This is a genomic window from Clostridium brassicae (assembly GCF_026738875.1).
In the GTDB taxonomy this organism is placed as follows: Bacteria; Bacillota; Clostridia; order Clostridiales; family Clostridiaceae; genus Clostridium_H; species Clostridium_H brassicae.
Map to the genome: position 1 here is coordinate 12511 of NZ_JAPQFJ010000001.1, position 19232 is coordinate 31742.

Below are 19232 nucleotides of genomic sequence, written 5' to 3' on the forward strand. Positions count from 1 at the left end.
TGTATAATTATAAAGCAGCATATCTACATATTAGTTATATTGTTCATTTATTTAAAACAAAACAATTATATTAAAGAATAGTAAGGAGAAATCATGTTAAAAACTATTAAAGATAAAATATTAAAATATAAAGGGTATATAATATTAATACTTATTCTAATATTTTTTGCAATTTCCGGATATGAGTATTATTATAAATATTTTTCTATATCAAAAGATCCTGAAAAACTTAAAAATTATATAATGTCCTATGGACAATACGGTGTATTTGTGTTTTTTGCTCTTCAAGTAATACAAGTTGTTGCGTTCTTTATCCCTGGAGAGATTGTTCAAATAGCAGGCGGATATGTTTTTGGAACAGTTTTAGGAAGTATAATTTCTTTTGCAGGAATTACAACTGGAAGTATTTTAGTTTATTTGATAGCTAATAAATTTGGTAAACCTTTTGTTCGAAAAATTGTTTCTGAAAATAAGTTCAATTTTATTGAGAAAATATTAGAAGCTGGTAGTAAAAAAATTATAATATTTTTATTGTATCTATTGCCAGGCTTACCAAAGGATATATTTGGATATATCTGTGGAGTGTCAGATATATCATTAAAGGACTTTGCAATATATTCTTCTATAGGTAGAATTCCAGGAATATTTATTTCAGCTTATTTTGGAGCTAAGATATTTACTGGCAATATGCCACTACTTATATTTATAGCAGTTACAATGAGTGCACTCTTTATTTTAGGATTGTTAAAAGGGGATGCAATAATAAAAAGATTAATGGCCCATCGTAAAAAAGAGTAATACAATGTATTAACTTATTTTTTATCATTAAAATTAAAATTTTAGAATAAGATATAAATGTATATCTTTCTTATCATGAATTATTTCTGAAATTATGTAAAATGTAAATTATAATAGCTGAGATTATATTTAAAGCTATTATAAAAATAGCACAGTGAAGGAAATAGGTTTCAGGCATAATATTAATTATAGGATCTAAATTTGCATCGAGAACCCAATAATCATTTCTAAAGAAAAGTTGATGAAATGTATTAAAGCTTTTACTAAAATCAAATAAAAATGATAGTATAAGCAGTAAATGCATAAAAAATAAGATGTTATAACTCCACTTTAAAAATATGTAGTTTTTATTTTTTATAAAATATAAATAACTAGATACTATAAAAATAGATATGAGTAAAAGATAATCTATTTTATTAAATATACTTTTTACATCTTGAAAATGAAGTTTTCCATTGATAGAAGAATTTAATGTAGGTAAATTAAATTCTTCTATTTTATGTTTTTGAATATAATCTATTACATAATTATAGTTTGACTTTATTTCGTCAATATTTAAGTTGGCGTTTTTTTCAATATCAAGAGATTTAATATCTATATAATAAAGTGGTTTAAAGTTTACTACCACCTTTATATTTATGCTGATGATTAGTAGTACGGTAAATAGAGTGAGTACTATTTGTAAAACAGAAGTATTTTTTATTGATATTTTTTTCAAAAATATCACCTCACTATTTTAGTTAGCAAAACATATAATTAAAAATTCTTTTATAATTATGGACAACTTTTAAAATAATAATCGTGATAAATGAACTTTTATTAATAGTTTCTTACTAATAAGGAATAATAGATTTGTAATTAAAGTTAGCATTGGATAATATTAATAGATAAATTCTATTTATTAATTTGAATAATTAATAAATAGAAATAAATTAGAAAGTAACCTAAAATAGGAAAAATCCTAAATCTATATAGAAATTTATTAAATAGATTATTGTTAGAAAATCAATTAAAATCTAAATATATATTTATTAATAAGGTAATAAAAGAAATAAGATGAAATAACGCCATATTTGATGATAATCGCTTATAATTGCCTAAAACAATGTTATGAGTTAAAAAGTGGAATTTGATATTAAATATTCTATAAATTATTATAATAATTGTATTAGCACTCAATGTTGATGAGTGCTAACAGTTAATAAAAACAATTTTACTAATATAAATTTATAAAATAACAAGGAGGGTTTTATATGAAAATTAGACCACTTGGAGACAGAGTAGTAATTAAGAGATTAGAAGCTGAGGAAACAACAAAAAGCGGAATAGTATTACCTGGAAGTGCTAAAGAAAGACCACAGGAAGCTGAAATTGTTGCAGTAGGACCAGGCGGAGTTATAGACGGAAAAGAAGTAAAGATGGAAGTTAAGGTTGGAGATAAAGTACTATTCTCTAAATATTCTGGTACAGAAGTTAAGATGGATGGAGAAGAATATACAATAATAAGACAAAATGATATTTTAGCAGTAGTTGAATAGTTAGTCATTAGGTACTAATTACTAAGTATAATATTAAAAAATCCCTAATAACTAAATTTTAAAATTAAATATTACAAAATTAGAATTTAAAACATAGAGGTTAATAGATTTTAATTGAAAATAGGAGGGTGTTAAAATGGCTAAGAGTATTTTATTTGGTGAAGAAGCAAGACGTTCTATGCAAAAAGGAGTAGATCAATTAGCTGATACAGTAAAGGTTACTTTAGGACCAAAGGGAAGAAATGTTGTATTAGACAAAAAATTTGGATCACCACTTATTACAAATGATGGTGTTAGTATAGCAAGAGAAATTGAATTAGAAGATCCATACGAAAATATGGGAGCACAACTTGTTAAAGAAGTTGCTACAAAAACAAATGATGTCGCTGGAGATGGAACAACAACTGCTACATTACTTGCTCAAGCAATGATTAGAGAAGGATTAAAAAATGTAACTGCTGGTGCAAACCCAATGTTAATAAGACAAGGAATTAAAAAAGCAGTTGATTGTGCAGTTGAAGAAATCAAAAAGACTTCAAGACAAGTTGAAGGAAAAGAAGATATAGCAAGAGTTGCTGCAATATCTGCTGCTGATGAAGAAATCGGAAAGTTAATAGCAGATGCTATGGAAAAAGTAGGTAATGAGGGCGTAATAACTGTAGAAGAATCTAAATCAATGGCAACTGAATTAGAAGTTGTTGAAGGTATGCAATTCGATAGAGGATACTTAAGTCCATACATGGTAACTGATGCTGAAAAAATGGAAGCTGGATTAGATAGCCCATATATACTTATAACAGATAAGAAAATAACTAACATACAAGAAATTCTTCCAGTGCTTGAACAAATAGTTCAACAAGGAAAGAAATTATTAATTATTGCTGAAGACATAGAAGGAGAAGCATTAGCAACATTAGTTGTAAATAAATTAAGAGGAACATTTACATGTGTTGCTGTTAAAGCTCCAGGATTTGGTGATAGAAGAAAAGAAATGTTACAAGATATAGCTATTTTAACAGGTGGAGAAGTTATATCAGAAGAATTAGGAAGAGATCTAAAAGAAGTTACTTTAGATATGCTTGGAACTGCTGAAAGTGTAAAAGTATCTAAAGAAAACACTACAATAGTTAATGGTAAAGGAAATAAATCAGAAATAGAATATAGAGTTCAACAAATAAAGAATCAAATAGAAGAAACTACTTCAGAATTTGATAGAGAAAAACTTCAAGAAAGACTTGCAAAACTTGCTGGTGGAGTTGCATTAATTAAAGTTGGTGCTGCAACTGAAACTGAATTAAAAGAAAGAAAATTAAGAATAGAAGATGCTCTTGCAGCTACTAAAGCAGCTGTGGAAGAAGGAATAGTTCCAGGCGGTGGTACTGCATATGTTAATGCTATAAAAGAAGTTGGTAAATTAACAGCAGATAATTCAGATGTTAAAGTTGGTATCGACATTATAAAGAGATCTCTTGAAGAGCCAGTAAGACAAATTGCTTCAAATGCTGGACTAGAAGGTTCTGTAATTATTGAAAAAGTAATTAATAGTGAGCCAGGAATAGGATTTGATGCTTTAAAAGAAGAATATGTAAATATGGTTCAACAAGGTATAGTTGATCCAACTAAAGTTACAAGATCAGCTCTTCAAAATGCTGCATCTGTTGCTTCAACATTCTTAACAACTGAATGTGTAGTAGCTGATATACCAGAAAAGAATCCTGCTGCACCAATGCCAGGAATGGGCGGAATGGGAATGGACGGAATGTACTAAAGTATAGTTAAAAAGGATTTTTGCAATAAGCAAAAATCCTTTTTTATTTTATATATTTTAAAATCATTTTGTTATAGAGTACCTCTTATATTAAACAGTATAATTAAATTTAAATATAATATCATTGAAATATTGTTTTAGTAATATATGATTGTTAAATATAAGTTAATTTATCTTTGATTCCAAAGATTTTTAAAATCCACATTAGATAAAGACGTTATTATATTTCTAGCAGAGTCTGGATAAATTTTTTCTAATGAATATAGTAAGTTTTTCATATCTTCTCTTGTAGTTTTTTTATCCACAGGACAAGTACTTTTTATTACAGGGAGTTCAAACCGAGTTGTAAGGTTTTCTATTAAATCTTCTCTAAGATATATTAAAGGACGTATTATATTTATATTTTTATCTTTGTGATGTATATTAGGATGAAATGTTCCTAGTTTTCCAACCATTAAAACATTCATAAGAAGTGTTTCAATGACGTCATCACTATTATGTCCAAGTGCTATTTTGTTTATATTATTAGCTGAAGATACTCTTACCAAAGCACCTTTTCTTAATTTAGAGCAAAGAGAACAAGGTTTTTTTTCTTTCCGTTCATCAAATACTACTTCAGCTATATCCGTTTTTTCAATTATAAGAGGTATAGAATTTTTTTGACAGAAATCTTTCAATGGATGAATGTCCATATTAAAGCCTAAATCTATATGTATACCTACTATTTTAAAATTTTTTATTGCAGTCATTTGTATAAGTTTAAGAGCAAAGAGTAGAAATATGCTATCTTTTCCTCCGGATAATCCAACAGCGACTGTATCGCCGGAACTTATCATATTATAATCATCAATAGATCGCCTAATATATTTGAGAAATAAAGGATTATATTCCTTTTTAAACTTTATCATATTTTCCTCCTTGTAATATACAATATATATGTAAGATTAGCAGGTGCTGCTTTAAAAGAATGTAAAAAATATCTTCTAAAACTTAGATAACTATTAAATCTATCATAAATGAAGAGTGTTTTTAAATTATAAACAGGATTCTTGGTTTTAGGTGGAGTTTTTACTCCATCTGAAAGTTATTAACAGGATTCTTAGGAGTTTTACTCCTTAGAAGCCGTTATCCTTTAGGGAAAACCGTTATCCAGGGTCTCGTGCCATTCTTTACTCCCACTTTAAAAAAGATGGGAGTATTAGAATGGTTAGACATCGGATAAATTATTTATTAAAAAAATTCTTTGAATTGTAGTATAATTAATTTATAAACATTATACTACAAAAAAAAATGTGTTTTGCAAGTTTGTTATCAAAAAAGACAGAATTATAATTGACAAAATTCAAAATTTGAAATAAAATAAAACTTAATAAAAAATTACATGAAACAAAAATTTAATAAAAATTGTTATTATGAACTTGTATATCCCTTGAATATGGCAAGGAGTCTCTACCGGAAGCCGTAAATTTCCGACTACGAGTGAATATTGCATTATGTTTTTTGTACATGCATTAATTTCACTCAATAGTAGAGAGTAAAATTAATGTATTTTATTTTTATGTAAAGTAAACTAATTCATGTCTAACTTATCTAATATCTTATCTTTTAATTAGTAAAGAATAAGATAATTACTTATTCTAAATTAGTCCATCTTAACTCATTAGAAACTAAGATTTTTAATGGAGTAAGATTCACTCTATAGGTTAATAATAAATTTGAAAGGAAGATGATTAAAATGGCAATTATATTAAAACAAGCGTATACATTTGATGATGTTTTACTAGTTCCAAACAAATCAGAAATCTTACCAAAGGATGTTTCTCTAAAAACTAATTTAACAAATAAAATAAAATTAAATATACCTCTTATGAGTGCAAGTATGGATACTGTTACAGAGTCAAAAATGGCTATAGCAATGGCAAGAGAAGGCGGAATTGGTATAATACATAAAAATATGAGTATAGAAAGACAAGCAAGCGAAGTTGATAAAGTTAAAAGACAAGAAAACGGAGTAATAACAGATCCTTTCTATTTGTCACCAGATAATACTATTGAGGAAGCGTTAAGTTTAATGAGTAGATATAGAATATCAGGTGTACCTATAACTTTGGATGGAAAATTAGTTGGGATTATTACAAACAGAGATATTCTTTTCGAAACAGACTACAGCAAAAAAATAGATGAGGTAATGACAAAAGAACAGCTTATAACAGCGCCAGAAGGAACTACTGTAGAAGAAGCAAAAGAATTACTTAAGGAACATAGAATTGAAAAGCTTCCACTAGTAGATGAAGACAATAATTTAAAAGGACTTATTACTATAAAAGATATTGAAAAGGTAAAGAAATTCCCTAATGCAGCTAAAGATGAAAGAGGAAGACTTTTATGTGGAGCAGCAGTAGGTGTAACAAAAGACATGATGCAAAGGGTTGATGCTTTAGTAAAAGCTGGTGTAGATGTTATAACTATAGACACTGCTCATGGTCATTCTATGGGAGTTATAGAAGCGGTAAAAGAAGTGAAAGTAAAATATCCAGAACTTCAAATCATTGCAGGAAATATTGCAATGCCAGAAGCTGTAAAAGACTTAATAGAAGCTGGTGCAGATTGTGTTAAAGTTGGTATAGGACCAGGATCAATATGTACAACAAGAGTTGTTGCAGGAGTTGGGGTACCTCAACTTACAGCGGTAATGGATTGTGTTGAAGAAGCTAATAAATACAATATACCTATAATTGCAGATGGAGGAATAAAATATTCAGGAGATATAGTAAAAGCTCTTGCAGCAGGTGCTAAGGTAGCTATGATGGGATCAATGCTTGCAGGATGTGAAGAAGCTCCAGGAGAAATGGAAATATACCAAGGAAGAAGCTACAAGGTATATAGAGGAATGGGATCTTTAGGAGCTATGGCTTGTGGAAGTAAGGATAGATATTTCCAAGAAGATAGTAAGAAGTTAGTTCCAGAAGGTATAGAAGGTAGAGTTCCTTACAAAGGATCATTAGCAGATACAATATTCCAACTATTAGGTGGCATACGTGCTGGAATGGGATATTTAGGAGCACCTACTCTTGAAAAATTATATGAGAACGCTAAATTCGTAGTACAAACTTCAGCAGGACTTAGAGAAAGTCATCCACACGATATTTCAATGACTAAGGAAGCACCAAACTACAGCGTTCAATCTTAATTGGCAGTAACTAGATATTAGTAACCAGTCACTAGATGTCAATTATCAAGTACTGGGGGTAAAAGAGAATTGGTAGCATCTAATCTCTAAAACAATAATAAACATTTCAAAATAAAGTATTTAGAGATTAGTAATAAGTTATAGTTGCTAGAGATTATATAATATTGTATATTTAATATTGGTTAGTGATTAAAGCATTAAAAATTTGATAGTTTCTCAGTTACTAATCTCTAAAATATAAATAATTTAAACAAGTTAATTGAATAAAACTAAAGATTATATAATAACCAGGAGGATGAAAAATGCCGATGCAACATGAATTAGTTTTAGTTATAGACTTTGGAGGACAATACAATCAGCTTATAGCTAGAAGAGTTAGAGAGCACAATGTATATTGTGAGATTGTTCCATATAGCACTTCAATTGAAAAAATAAAAGAAAAAAATCCTAGAGGAATAATTTTCACAGGAGGTCCTAATAGCGTTTATGGAGAAGGAACTCCAAGAGTAGATAAAGAAATTTTTGAATTAGGTATTCCTATTCTTGGAATATGCTACGGACATCAATTAACTGCTTATACATTAGGTGGCAATGTTGAAAGCCCTGATATAAGAGAGTATGGTAAAACAGAAGTTAAACTAGATACATCATCTATGTTGTTTGATGGAATTAAAGAAATAGATCAATCTTGGATGAGTCATACAGATTATGTATCACAAGTACCAGAAGGATTTAAAGTAGTAGCTACAACAGATCAATGCCCTGTAGCTGCTATGGAAAACGCAGGTAAAAAGGTATATGCTGTTCAATTCCATCCAGAAGTTGAACATACTGTATTTGGTAAGCAAATGCTTACAAATTTCTTATTTAAAATTTGCGAATTAAAAGGTGACTGGTCTATGGCATCTTTCGCAGAAAATAAAATTAAAGAAATCAAAGAATTGGTTGGGGATAAGAAAGTTTTATGTGCTTTATCTGGTGGAGTAGATTCATCAGTTGCGGCGGTTCTTGTTCACAAAGCAATTGGAAAACAGTTAACATGTGTATTTGTTGACCATGGTTTATTAAGAAAAGATGAAGGGGATCAAGTTGAAAATATCTTTAAAAAACAATTTGATATGAATCTTATAAGAGTAAATGCTCAGGATAGATTCTTAGGAAAGCTTAAAGGTGTAAGTGATCCAGAAACAAAGAGAAAGATAATAGGAGAAGAATTTATAAGAGTATTTGAAGAGGAAGCAAATAAGCTTGGACAAATAGATTTCCTTGTTCAAGGTACTATATATCCAGATGTAGTTGAAAGTGGAACAGATACTTCAGCAACGATTAAAAGTCATCATAACGTTGGTGGACTTCCAGAAGATATGCAATTCTCATTAATAGAGCCACTTAGAGAATTATTTAAAGATGAAGTTAGAGCTGTAGGAGAAGAAGTGGGAATACCTCATAAACTTGTATGGAGACAGCCTTTCCCAGGTCCAGGTCTTGCAATTAGAGTTTTAGGAGAAATTACTGAGGAAAAATTATTTATAACAAGAGAAGCTGATGCTATATTCAGAGAAGAAATAGCTAATGCAGGTCTTGAAGAAAAAATATGGCAATACTTTGCTTGTCTTCCAAACATTCAATCAGTTGGAGTTATGGGAGACGAAAGAACTTACTGTCATACTATAGCATTAAGAGCGGTTACATCATCAGATGCTATGACTTCAGATTGGGCAAGAATACCATATGAAGTTTTGGACAAAGTAAGCCGTCGTATAGTAAACGAAGTTAAAGGAGTAAACAGAATTGTTTATGACGTAACTTCAAAACCACCAGCAACTATTGAGTGGGAATAGAGTGTTGTAAGATATATCAACAGTTTAACAAGATATTAATAAAAATATAATTAAAAAAAGTGTTTATGATATTTCGCGAAATATGGAAATGTTGTAAGCACTTTTGTGTTTTTACAAATTATTATATATTTTAATAAAGTATGTTTTAATAGTGTTTTATTGTAAAACAGTGCAATAAAATGTAATTATATATGATATAATTCATATAGGAAGGGGGAAAATCATGGGACTAGAAGATATATTTCTTTTAATTGCTTTAGTGTTTCTAATTATCATGATGTTTTTTATTTTTAAAAAGCCTAAGCTAGTGGATAAGATAGAAGCTATTTTTGTATGTTTATTAGGGGGATTAACTTATGCATTTTTATGTGGAAGCTACCAGTTAGAATATTCTCCTTTATTGGTTATATTTGCAATGCCCTTTATAATGTTTTTTTTAGGTGTAATATTTTTTATAATTAGAGAACCTAGTTTTATGAAAAAATGGCAAGCTATTTCTATATGTTTGTTTGGTTTTGTAGCTTATGGAATGTTAGTAGGGGCTTGTTATAATCTTCAAGAATCACAAAAACAAAATGGAAATATAAGTATTATTTATGATATTTAATCAAAAAGTCTATTAAATGAGTAAATTGTATAATCAATAAATACCATAACTTAATGCAAGTTTATTGTGAAATTTTAATTATGCAATTTTTTATTTTCGATTTTAGTTTTAATAGTAATTTATTTTAGTATATATTTTAAAATTATACAAAATCAAAAATTTGTAAAAATATGTACTAAAATAAATAATTCCTTTAAATATATTTTGTATCTGAAATGAAATGAATTTTTTATAAAAAAATTAAAATTAAATGTAAAGTATTAAATTATAGTAACGAATAATATATTAGGAAATATTGAAAATACATGTTTAATATGGTTAAATATAGTTATTAATAATTTTTAAATTTTGGGTATAGAAGGAACTATAGTCAAGATTATTAAAAAGAATACAATACAACGATATATAGATTTCTCAAGGATGAGTTAATACAGAGTCAATTTAAACAAAAATTGACTGTATTAACTCATCCTTTTTTGTTAGGAAAATAATTAAGGAGATTGTATAGTTATAAATCCACATAGCACATAGTTAAATGTAAGATTTATATTTAATTATGTAATTTCATTAATTAGAAGGATAAAATTAAACACAAAGTACAAGGATTACTGTATAAGTAAAGTCTATATATTGCAAAAATTTAATATAAATTCTCAAGGATGAGTTGATATGCGCATAGATTGTTTTGGATTTTAAGACAAGCTATGTGTATATTGACTCATCTTTTTTGTTTTAAATATAAATACAGATTATTAAAAATATGAAAAATCAAGGAGGATAAAGAAATGCTTGTATTAGGTATAAAAACTGGAGAAACAATCAACATAGGTGAAAATGTAAAGCTAACTTTTGTAAAGGTTAAGGAAAACACTATAAGAGTTGCAATAGACGCTCCAAGGGATGTAGCTATTTTAAGAGATGGAGCAGAAGACAAAAATAAACAGGATTCTTAGTTTTAGATGGAGTTTTTCATACAGCTAAAAGTTAGAAGCCGTTATCCAGGGTCGTAGCCATACTTAACTCCTAATTTGAATAATATTGGAGTTTTAGGATGGATAGACATCGGATAAATAAGTAAATTTAATTTGATTTAAAAGTCATCAATGACTTTTGAAAATATATAAAATGCACAGGGATGTGCTAAAAAAATCAGGGAGGTTTTTTATTATGATTATTAATCACAATCTTAATGCTATGAATGCTCATAGACAAATGGGAATGAACACTGTTAATAGTGGGAAATCAATGGAAAAATTAAGCTCAGGTTTAAGAATAAACAGAGCTGGAGATGACGCTGCAGGATTAGCTATATCAGAAAAAATGAGAGGACAAATCAGAGGGCTTGATCAGGCATCAAGAAATGGTCAAGATGCTATATCTATGATTCAAACTGGTGAAGGTGCTTTAAATGAAAGTCACTCAATTCTTCAAAGAATGAGAGAATTAGCAGTACAAGCTGGTAATGATACAAATAAAGATACTGATAGAGCAGAAATCCAAAAAGAAATTAACCAATTAACATCAGAAATAAACAGAATAGGAAATACAATTGAATTTAACAACCAACATTTATTAGATGCAACTGCTGGAACTGTAACAAAGGCAGAAGCTGCAGTAAAAGGTAAGACAGCAGAATTTACAATAACTCAAGGCAAACCACTAGTGATAGACGGAGTAACAATTGACCCGGGCGCTGATAAAGATACATTAGTACAAGCAATAAAAGATAATGCGACATTAAACGCTAAATATACAGCGACAAGTGGTTCTGATGGAAAATTAATCTTAGAACAAAAGGCAGGATTTGAATCATCAGCTAAACCAGTAGTTAAAAGTAATGGTGCAGATGTAACAATAACTATGGACACTGAAGGAAAAGGAGCAGAATCAGCAAAATCAAGTTTTGTAGCTCAAGTAGGAGCTAATGAAAATCAAACAATGACACTTGAATTTAAAGATATGAGAGCAGCTGCTTTAGGAATTACAGGAACAAAGGGAGATGCTGGATTTACTGCTGAGAATACAGTAACCAAAGGAACAGATAATGATGCAATAGAAGCAGCACTAGATGTAAGTGATGCTAAAAATGCAGGAAATGCAATTACAAAATTACAAAGTGCTATAAATAAAGTTTCAGGAGAAAGAAGTAAACTTGGTGCATACCAAAACAGATTAGAACATACAATTAACAACTTAGGAACATCTTCAGAAAACTTACAAGCAGCTGAATCAAGAATAAGAGACGTTGATATGGCCAAAGAAATGATGACTTTCTCTAAGAACAATATACTTAGCCAAGCTGCTCAAGCAATGCTTGCTCAAGCTAACCAACAACCGCAAGGAGTTCTTCAATTATTAAGATAATTGGTTAGAGAATAGTGAATAGTAAAGGAGGGTTTTGTTTTTGGGACAAAACCTTTTATTTTTATAGAGAACTTATTTAGTGAATAGAGAACAGAGAATAGTAAAAGAGGAGATTTTGTCTTGGAGACAAAATCTTTTAATTATATTAGACAAATTTATTGTCAAAATAAACTTCTACAACTACTATTCACTATTCACTATACAAGGTTCACTATTCTCTGGAAAAAGGGTATGTTAAAATAAGACTAAATACTTGACTTCATGAAATGTAAGTAATATATTGAGAATACATATAAAATTTGGAAAGGATGTAGTCAATGATAAAAACATTAGAAGAAAATGAAGTAATAAGATCTTTTAATAATTTAATACCATACTTGCAATATTATTTTGAAGATGAAATTGCATTTACTATTTCAAATACTGAATATTTTTTAAAAGTTGTTGATGGTGAAACAATTAAATTGGGAGCAAAGGATGGGGATATTCTTCCAGTAAATTGTGCAGCTTATGAGTGTTTAAAGGCAAAAAAGCCGATATCTATAATTGTTCCTAAAGAGGTTTTTGGTATTTCAATAAAAGCAATTGGAGTTCCTGTTAAAGAAAATTCTCAAATAGTAGGAACTATAGTTATAGCAAAAAGTTTAAGACGTAAGAATGAAGTCAGTGATTTAACTGAGAACTTATCAGCTTCTTTGGAACAAATAAGTGCATCTCTTAATGAAATTAACAAAGGGGTACAAGAGGTTTCCGTAGCTAATGATTGTATACAGAAAAATGTTAAAAAAACATATAATGAAGCACAGAATACTGATGAAGTATTAAGTTTTATTGAGAACATTGCAAAGCAAACTAATTTATTGGGGCTAAATGCAGCAATTGAATCATCTAGAGCAGGGGAATTTGGTAAAGGGTTTAGTGTTGTCGCAAATGAGATAAGAAAATTATCAGTATCTAGTAGCCAATCCATTAAGGAGATAAATGGAGTGCTTAAAAATATTCAAGATTCTGTAACGGATATATCAGAGAAAATTAATAACTCAAATAATGTTTTTGAAGAACAAGTTGCATCTATTCAAGAAATTACAGGAGTTATAGAAAATTTAAATCAATCAGCAGTAATCCTTAAAAGAATGTCAGCTGAACTTTAATAAAAAATAAGTTAGGAGAATTTAATAATGAAGATTACAACAATAATAGAGAATTCTTTAAAAGACAATAAAGAGCTTAAAAATGAACATGGACTCTCTTTTTTTGTAGAAACATCTGCCTGTAATATTCTATTTGATACAGGTAAAAGTGGAGATTTTGTAGATAATGCAAAAGATCTAGGAATTGATTTAAATAAAGTAGACTATTTAGTACTTAGTCATGCTCATTATGATCATTGTGGTGGAGTTAGGAGATTTTTAGATACTTTTAATATTCAGCCAGAATTTTATGTAAGTAAAAACTTCTTCAAAAATAGGGACAAGTACCACTATTCAGATGGAAGTCAAAAAGTAGATTTCGCATCGAATGGCCCAGGATACAAGTATATAGGTATAGATTTTGATGAAGAATTTATAAGAAATAAAAAACTAAATATTAATTATGTAGATAGTGATATGGTTAAGTTAAGTGATAAAGTCTATATATTTACTAACTTTGAAAGAACTTATGATTTTGAAACTTTAAATTCTAATATGCAAGTAAAAAAAGGGGATAAATATACAGTAGATACTTTTGAGGATGAAGTTACTATAGCAATAGATACAGAAAAAGGATTGTTAATTTTACTTGGTTGTTCTCATCCAGGAATTTTAAATATAGTTGATACTATTAGTAAAAGAGCTGGTAAAAAGATATATGGCGTTATGGGAGGAACTCATCTTGTAGAAGCAGATGAAGAACGTATAAACAAGACTATAAAAAGGCTAAAAGAAATGAATATTGAGATTATAGGTGTATCCCATTGTACAGGAGAAAAAGCAGTTAAAATATTTAAAGAAAAATGTGATAATTTTTTTGAAAATTGTACAGGAACTGTTTTAGAAATATAAAAAACTCTGAATTTCAGAGTTTTTTATTGTATACTTTAAAAATAACAAAAATAAAATGGAAGCATAAGTATTGTTTATTATCTTTAATTAAAGAGGGTGTTAAATAAGTTGAATTTATAAATTATTTAACAATCTTTCTCATTTGATTGGTGAATTTTTTAAGAATACACATCATGAATTGAATATAAAAAAGATATATTAATTTAAATATTAATTATTTTATGTTTATTTTGATATAATAAACTAATGGACAATGTAACTGAATAATAACAAAGGAGTATTTCTATGACAAAAAAAAGAAAAAGGTTTTATATCAAGTGGCTACTAGCTATAGCATGGATGGTAGTTATTTTTAAATTTTCAAATGATCCAGCTACAGTTTCTGATGCTAAAAGTGGAACAGTAATTACTATGTTCGATTCTATTGGGTTAAATTTAAACAGTTTACTTGGCACTTTAGCTAATTTTATAGTAAGAAAAGTAGCTCATTTTACTGAGTTTTTAATATTGTATGTGTTTTTATACAATGCTTTAAGTGAAAGTTATACGAATAAAAAAGCTTTAGTAATTGCTATAGTATTTACTTTTTTATATGCTTGTTCTGACGAATTTCACCAGACTTTCATACCCGGTAGAGAAGGAAGATTTAGAGATGTATTAATAGACACTTCTGGTGGCATAGCTGCATTTATGTATTTCTATTTTTCTCATCCTAAAAAAAATTCTTATAAATAGCACACATATACTTTTCGATATAATGAATATACTACTTAAAAAATATTAATTTCCATAATTAATATACAAAAAATTCCAATGTGTGTTATAATGGTTATTGCAATGAGTAGCAAAAATAGAAAATTATACAACAGTCAACAAAGTTTAGCTATCTAGTTTTGGAATTATAAAATTTCCTCAATAGATAAGCAATTAGAGTTTAACAAATGTTTAGGGGGAATTAGTTATGTCATATATTTTAACAGACGATAATGTAAAAATATTTTATAAAGACAAAGGAATTGGTGAAAATATCGTTTTTATCCATGGATGGGCATCAAGCATGATAAGCTTTGCAATTCCAGCTTACTATTTAAGTAAAAAGTATAGAGTTATAACCTATGATTTAAGAGGTCATGGAAAATCTGATGTTACAGATAAAGGACTTACAATTAACAGATTTGCTACAGATTTGCAGGAGCTTTTAGAGCAACTTAATTTAAAGAATGTTGTACTTGTGGGGTGGTCTATGGGAGCTCATGTTTTATTTAAGTATATAGATATGTTTGGATGTGATAGACTTAAAGGTATAGGTATAGTAGATATGAGTCCGAAGTTAATAAGAGATGATTCGTGGGAATTAGGACTATATAAAGGGAACTTTGAAAAAGAGGATAACTTAAAAGCACTTCAAGAGATGGATATGGATTGGCAAAAATACATTGAAAAATTCACAAGAACTTTGGTCCCAGAGTTGGATGAAAAACAATTTAAATACATTATGAAGGGTAACTTAATGAATGACCCTCATGTAATAAAGAATATGTGGAATGAAATGGTTAATGGCGATTATAGGGATGTTTTAAGAAAAATAGACGTACCAACTCTTATTTTATATGGGGAAAAGAGTACTTTATATACAGAAGAAGTTCCTAAATATCTTAATGAGCAAATAACTAATACGAAAATGGAAAGATTTAATGGATGTACTCACTTATTAGTTATGGAAGATACAGATAAATTTATTAAAGTTATAGACAAATTTGTGGCAAATATATAAGTGAGGATAGTAGTGTGAATAGAAAAATTTTGTGATAACATTTTTTTAGGATATATGGAGTTTCTATTACAAAATAGTGTTATTACAGTAATGAATCAATTTAAGTATAAGATATAAAAAGACTTTAAAGAAATTTAATGGGTATAAAATTATATATATATATCTGCTTTATATAATAAATCTAAGGGAAAGGTAAAGTTTCGTTAGTTAAAAAAATAACAAAGTTTGGTCCAAACATAATATTTTTTACTGGAGATATAATAAATAGAATAAGGTATAATGATTAACTATTTTGTTAAAAATGAAATATTATGTAACCTATCCCTTGAATTTATAAAACAAATAACTTAAAATCTTAACGAGTAAAGAGAAGTAAATGAAAAAAAGTTTGGAGGGTTAAAAAATGTCCAAAGGTGTAACATTAGATTTATCAAAAACACAGCCATACTTAAGTGAGCATGAAGTTTACCAACTTCAGGCTATGGTAAATGCGGCGCATGATACGCTTCATCAAAAAAATGGAGCAGGTAATGAGTTCTTAGGGTGGATGGATTTACCTGTAAATTATGATAAAGAGGAATTTGAAAGAATAAAAAGAGCAGCGACTAAAATAAATAATAATTCCGATGCGCTTATTGTTATAGGAATAGGTGGTTCTTATTTAGGAGCAAGAGCTGCAATAGAAATGCTTACTCATACTTTCTTTAATGTTGTTTCAAAGAATAAGAGAAAAGCGCCACAAATTTTCTATGTAGGAAATAATATTAGTTCAACATATATGGCAGATTTAATAGAATTAGTTAAAGACATAGATTTTTCAGTAAATGTCATATCTAAGTCAGGAACTACTACAGAGCCTGCAATAGCATTTAGAGTATTCAAAGACTTATTAGAAAAGAAATATGGTAAAGAAGGAGCAAAAGAAAGAATATTTGCTACAACAGATAAATCAAAAGGAGCATTAAGAACATTAGCTGATGCAGAAGGATATGAAACTTTTGTTATTCCAGATGATGTTGGTGGAAGATTTTCAGTATTGACTGCAGTTGGATTATTGCCAATAGCAGCTGCAGGAATTAGTATAGATGAAATGATGCAAGGTGCAGCTGATGGTCGTAAAGAGTATAGTAATCCAGATTTAAAAGAAAATGATGCATACAAATATGCGGCAGCTAGAAATGCATTGTATGCAAAAGGAAAAACTATTGAAATGATGACTAATTTTGAACCTTCTCTTCACTATACAGGAGAATGGTGGAAACAACTATTTGGAGAAAGTGAAGGGAAAGATGGAAAGGGAATTTTCCCAGCAGCAGCTGATTTTTCAACAGATTTACATTCAATGGGGCAATATATACAAGAAGGTTTAAGAAATCTTTTTGAAACTCAACTAAATGTAGAAAAGTCAAGAAAATCAATTGTAATAGAAGAAAATCAAGATAATCTTGATGGATTAAACTTTGTTGCAGGAAAGGATATGCACTTTGTTAACCAACAAGCATTTAGAGGGACAGTAATTGCCCACAATGAAGGTGGAGTTCCTAATATCATAATAAATATTCCAGAATTGACACCATATTATTTTGGAAAGCTAGTTTATTTCTTTGAAAAAGCATGTGGATTAAGCGGATATTTGTTAGGAGTAAATCCATTTAATCAGCCAGGAGTTGAAGCATATAAGAAAAATATGTTTGCTCTTTTAGGAAAACCAGGATATGAAGGTATGAAAGCAGAAATAGAAGCTAAACTTAAGCAGTGAACCAAAATGGAAATTTTGTGTGAATCGCTTACTCATCTGAACATGCGAAGATGAGTTTCCTTGTCTATAGGCTTGCAGAAACTATTATAGTTACTGCAAGCTATATTTTATATATTACTATGTTTTAGGCGAGTGTATAAGTTAATTTAGTATAATCTTAAAAATAATTCTAAATTTAGCGTAATGTAATCAGATAGGTTTTAGTAAACTAACTAAGGCTTAAAAACAGAATTATAAATTAAGAAGTAGGCTAATAAATATATGGCAATAATGGTATAATAGAGGAAGAGATAGGAGGTAATTCATGAAAATAATAGTAGATGCAGATTCTTGTCCTGGTAGAGAATACATAGAAAAAGTAGCAAAAGAATATAATATAGAGGTTAATATGTACTGTGATATAAACCATATAATTGAAAGTGATTATAGTTCAGTAAAAATTGTGGATAGCGGTTTTCAAAGTGTAGATATGTATATTGTAAATGAATCTACTAAAGGAGATATTGTGGTTACTCAAGACTACGGGGTAGCGGCTATGGTTCTTGGGAAAAAAGCTTATGCCATAAGTCCTAAGGGATACATTTATAGTGATGATAATATAGATAAATTACTATTTGAAAGACATATATCATCTAAAGTTAGAAGAAGTGGAGGAAAAACTAATAATCCTAAAAAAAGAACTAGTGAAGATGATGAGAGACTATATAGAAATCTTATAAAATTAATTAAAAATCTATAATTTGTTTAAGAGGGTGAAGAAAGTGGAGAGTATAAAAAAATTTATAGGTAACAATAGACATTTTCTATATATGATAATATGGATTCCATTGCTGGGATTTTTTTATTGTTGTCAAAAATTTGTTACTCCTAAATATATAATGCACAGTAGTATAGATGACTATATACCTTTTTTAAAAGTATTTATACTGCCTTATGTATTTTGGTATTTTTATATATCTGCTCCTTTTGTTTATTTTGGTTTAAAGTCAAAAGACGACTTTTTAAAGCTAACTAAGTTCATATTTTTAGGGATGGGTATATCTTATATATTATATGTAATATTACCCAGTGGACAAAATTTAAGACCTATCTTAAAAGACAAAGATATATTCACAAAGATGGTAGGGGCTATTTATGCTATTGATCCTCCAACTAATGTTTGCCCAAGTATTCATGTAATAGATGCTATTGGAGTAAATGTTGTGATTTGTAATAGCTCCTTATTTGAAAACAATAGAAGGGTGAAAGTTATATCTACAATAATTATGGTACTTATATGCCTTTCAACTATGTTTATAAAGCAACATTCTTTTGTTGATGTTATAGCTGGCATAGCCCTATGCATTGGGTTATATGGATATGTATATTTAGTACCAGAATTCAAGAAAAAGAAGCAGGATACTTCTAGTACAAATGAAATTTAAGATCGTTATTTATAATTCCAAATGCCAAATGAAATTTTTATGTAGCTATATAATTTTGAAATTATACAATTTTATCAATTAGATAAGTATATAAAAATAGTGAACAGAACATATAAGTGAGTGTTCT

At 28.7% G+C, this 19232-nt stretch carries 17 protein-coding genes and 1 riboswitch; of the genes, 15 read left to right on the forward strand and 2 right to left on the reverse strand.

The window, feature by feature from the left end:
• The first annotated feature begins 93 nt into the window (after window positions 1–93).
• Window positions 94–798, forward strand: coding sequence for a TVP38/TMEM64 family protein (locus OW729_RS00050; RefSeq protein ID WP_268059368.1), 705 nt, complete (start codon window positions 94–96; stop codon window positions 796–798).
• Window positions 799–871: 73 nt separating this feature from the next.
• On the opposite strand, the gene OW729_RS00055 is transcribed toward OW729_RS00050, so the two are convergent.
• A complete protein-coding gene (locus tag OW729_RS00055) occupies window positions 872–1516 on the reverse strand; it encodes a TIGR01906 family membrane protein (RefSeq protein ID WP_268059369.1) in 645 nt (214 codons plus the stop codon).
• A gap of 535 nt (window positions 1517–2051) precedes the next feature.
• Between OW729_RS00055 and groES the strand changes: the two genes are divergently transcribed.
• Both groES and groL read left to right on the forward strand, forming a co-directional pair.
• Window positions 2052–2336, forward strand: coding sequence for a co-chaperone GroES (gene groES, locus OW729_RS00060; RefSeq protein WP_268059370.1), 285 nt, complete (start codon window positions 2052–2054; stop codon window positions 2334–2336).
• Window positions 2337–2472: 136 nt separating this feature from the next.
• Window positions 2473–4104: a chaperonin GroEL gene (groL, locus tag OW729_RS00065; protein WP_268059371.1), complete on the forward strand. Its 1632-nt coding sequence runs from the start codon at window positions 2473–2475 to the stop codon at window positions 4102–4104.
• A gap of 170 nt (window positions 4105–4274) precedes the next feature.
• Here groL and OW729_RS00070 read toward each other — a convergent pair whose 3' ends face one another.
• Window positions 4275–5012 (reverse strand): tRNA lysidine(34) synthetase, encoded by a 738-nt coding sequence (locus tag OW729_RS00070; RefSeq protein WP_268059372.1) that lies wholly within the window; start codon window positions 5010–5012, stop codon window positions 4275–4277.
• Between the two features lie 490 nt (window positions 5013–5502).
• A riboswitch (purine riboswitch) is annotated at window positions 5503–5600 on the forward strand.
• Window positions 5601–5839: 239 nt separating this feature from the next.
• On the opposite strand from OW729_RS00070, the gene guaB reads away from it, so the two are divergent.
• From guaB to OW729_RS00130, 12 genes are all read left to right on the forward strand, one after another.
• Window positions 5840–7294, forward strand: a complete 1455-nt coding sequence (guaB, locus tag OW729_RS00075) for an IMP dehydrogenase (protein ID WP_268059373.1) — start codon at window positions 5840–5842, stop codon at window positions 7292–7294.
• Window positions 7295–7602: 308 nt separating this feature from the next.
• Window positions 7603–9135: a glutamine-hydrolyzing GMP synthase gene (gene guaA / locus OW729_RS00080; protein WP_268059680.1), complete on the forward strand. Its 1533-nt coding sequence runs from the start codon at window positions 7603–7605 to the stop codon at window positions 9133–9135.
• Window positions 9136–9358: 223 nt separating this feature from the next.
• Window positions 9359–9742 (forward strand): hypothetical protein, encoded by a 384-nt coding sequence (locus OW729_RS00085; protein ID WP_268059374.1) that lies wholly within the window; start codon window positions 9359–9361, stop codon window positions 9740–9742.
• Window positions 9743–10527: 785 nt separating this feature from the next.
• Window positions 10528–10695: a carbon storage regulator gene (locus OW729_RS00090; protein ID WP_268059375.1), complete on the forward strand. Its 168-nt coding sequence runs from the start codon at window positions 10528–10530 to the stop codon at window positions 10693–10695.
• Between the two features lie 214 nt (window positions 10696–10909).
• Window positions 10910–12106 carry a flagellin N-terminal helical domain-containing protein gene (locus OW729_RS00095; protein ID WP_268059376.1) on the forward strand — a complete coding sequence of 399 codons (1197 nt, stop codon included), beginning with the start codon at window positions 10910–10912 and terminating at the stop codon, window positions 12104–12106.
• Between the two features lie 317 nt (window positions 12107–12423).
• A complete protein-coding gene (locus tag OW729_RS00100; protein ID WP_268059377.1) occupies window positions 12424–13257 on the forward strand; it encodes a methyl-accepting chemotaxis protein in 834 nt (277 codons plus the stop codon).
• Between the two features lie 27 nt (window positions 13258–13284).
• Window positions 13285–14148 (forward strand): MBL fold metallo-hydrolase, encoded by an 864-nt coding sequence (locus tag OW729_RS00105; RefSeq protein ID WP_268059378.1) that lies wholly within the window; start codon window positions 13285–13287, stop codon window positions 14146–14148.
• A 285-nt stretch (window positions 14149–14433) separates the two neighbouring features.
• On the forward strand, window positions 14434–14883 hold the full coding sequence (locus OW729_RS00110) for a VanZ family protein (RefSeq protein ID WP_268059379.1): 450 nt from the start codon (window positions 14434–14436) through the stop codon (window positions 14881–14883).
• 226 nt (window positions 14884–15109) lie between these two features.
• A complete protein-coding gene (locus tag OW729_RS00115; RefSeq protein ID WP_268059380.1) occupies window positions 15110–15922 on the forward strand; it encodes an alpha/beta fold hydrolase in 813 nt (270 codons plus the stop codon).
• A 403-nt stretch (window positions 15923–16325) separates the two neighbouring features.
• Complete coding sequence (locus tag OW729_RS00120; RefSeq protein ID WP_268059381.1) at window positions 16326–17681, forward strand: glucose-6-phosphate isomerase; 1356 nt, start codon at window positions 16326–16328, stop codon at window positions 17679–17681.
• Window positions 17682–17985: 304 nt separating this feature from the next.
• Window positions 17986–18420 (forward strand): YaiI/YqxD family protein, encoded by a 435-nt coding sequence (locus OW729_RS00125; protein WP_268059382.1) that lies wholly within the window; start codon window positions 17986–17988, stop codon window positions 18418–18420.
• Window positions 18421–18442: 22 nt separating this feature from the next.
• Entirely contained in the window at window positions 18443–19105 is a 663-nt protein-coding gene (locus OW729_RS00130) for a phosphatase PAP2 family protein (RefSeq protein ID WP_268059383.1), read from the forward strand.
• Window positions 19106–19232 lie beyond the last annotated feature (127 nt).

Coding starts and splice junctions, on each gene's coding strand:
- OW729_RS00050 (WP_268059368.1), top strand. CDS start 94: ATGTTAAAAACTATTAAAGATAAAATATTAAAATATAAAGGGTATATA.
- groES (WP_268059370.1), top strand. CDS start 2,052: ATGAAAATTAGACCACTTGGAGACAGAGTAGTAATTAAGAGATTAGAA.
- groL (WP_268059371.1), top strand. CDS start 2,473: ATGGCTAAGAGTATTTTATTTGGTGAAGAAGCAAGACGTTCTATGCAA.
- OW729_RS00070 (WP_268059372.1), bottom strand. CDS start 5,012: ATGATAAAGTTTAAAAAGGAATATAATCCTTTATTTCTCAAATATATT.
- guaB (WP_268059373.1), top strand. CDS start 5,840: ATGGCAATTATATTAAAACAAGCGTATACATTTGATGATGTTTTACTA.
- guaA (WP_268059680.1), top strand. CDS start 7,603: ATGCAACATGAATTAGTTTTAGTTATAGACTTTGGAGGACAATACAAT.
- OW729_RS00085 (WP_268059374.1), top strand. CDS start 9,359: ATGGGACTAGAAGATATATTTCTTTTAATTGCTTTAGTGTTTCTAATT.
- OW729_RS00090 (WP_268059375.1), top strand. CDS start 10,528: ATGCTTGTATTAGGTATAAAAACTGGAGAAACAATCAACATAGGTGAA.
- OW729_RS00095 (WP_268059376.1), top strand. CDS start 10,910: ATGATTATTAATCACAATCTTAATGCTATGAATGCTCATAGACAAATG.
- OW729_RS00100 (WP_268059377.1), top strand. CDS start 12,424: ATGATAAAAACATTAGAAGAAAATGAAGTAATAAGATCTTTTAATAAT.
- OW729_RS00105 (WP_268059378.1), top strand. CDS start 13,285: ATGAAGATTACAACAATAATAGAGAATTCTTTAAAAGACAATAAAGAG.
- OW729_RS00110 (WP_268059379.1), top strand. CDS start 14,434: ATGACAAAAAAAAGAAAAAGGTTTTATATCAAGTGGCTACTAGCTATA.
- OW729_RS00115 (WP_268059380.1), top strand. CDS start 15,110: ATGTCATATATTTTAACAGACGATAATGTAAAAATATTTTATAAAGAC.
- OW729_RS00120 (WP_268059381.1), top strand. CDS start 16,326: ATGTCCAAAGGTGTAACATTAGATTTATCAAAAACACAGCCATACTTA.
- OW729_RS00125 (WP_268059382.1), top strand. CDS start 17,986: ATGAAAATAATAGTAGATGCAGATTCTTGTCCTGGTAGAGAATACATA.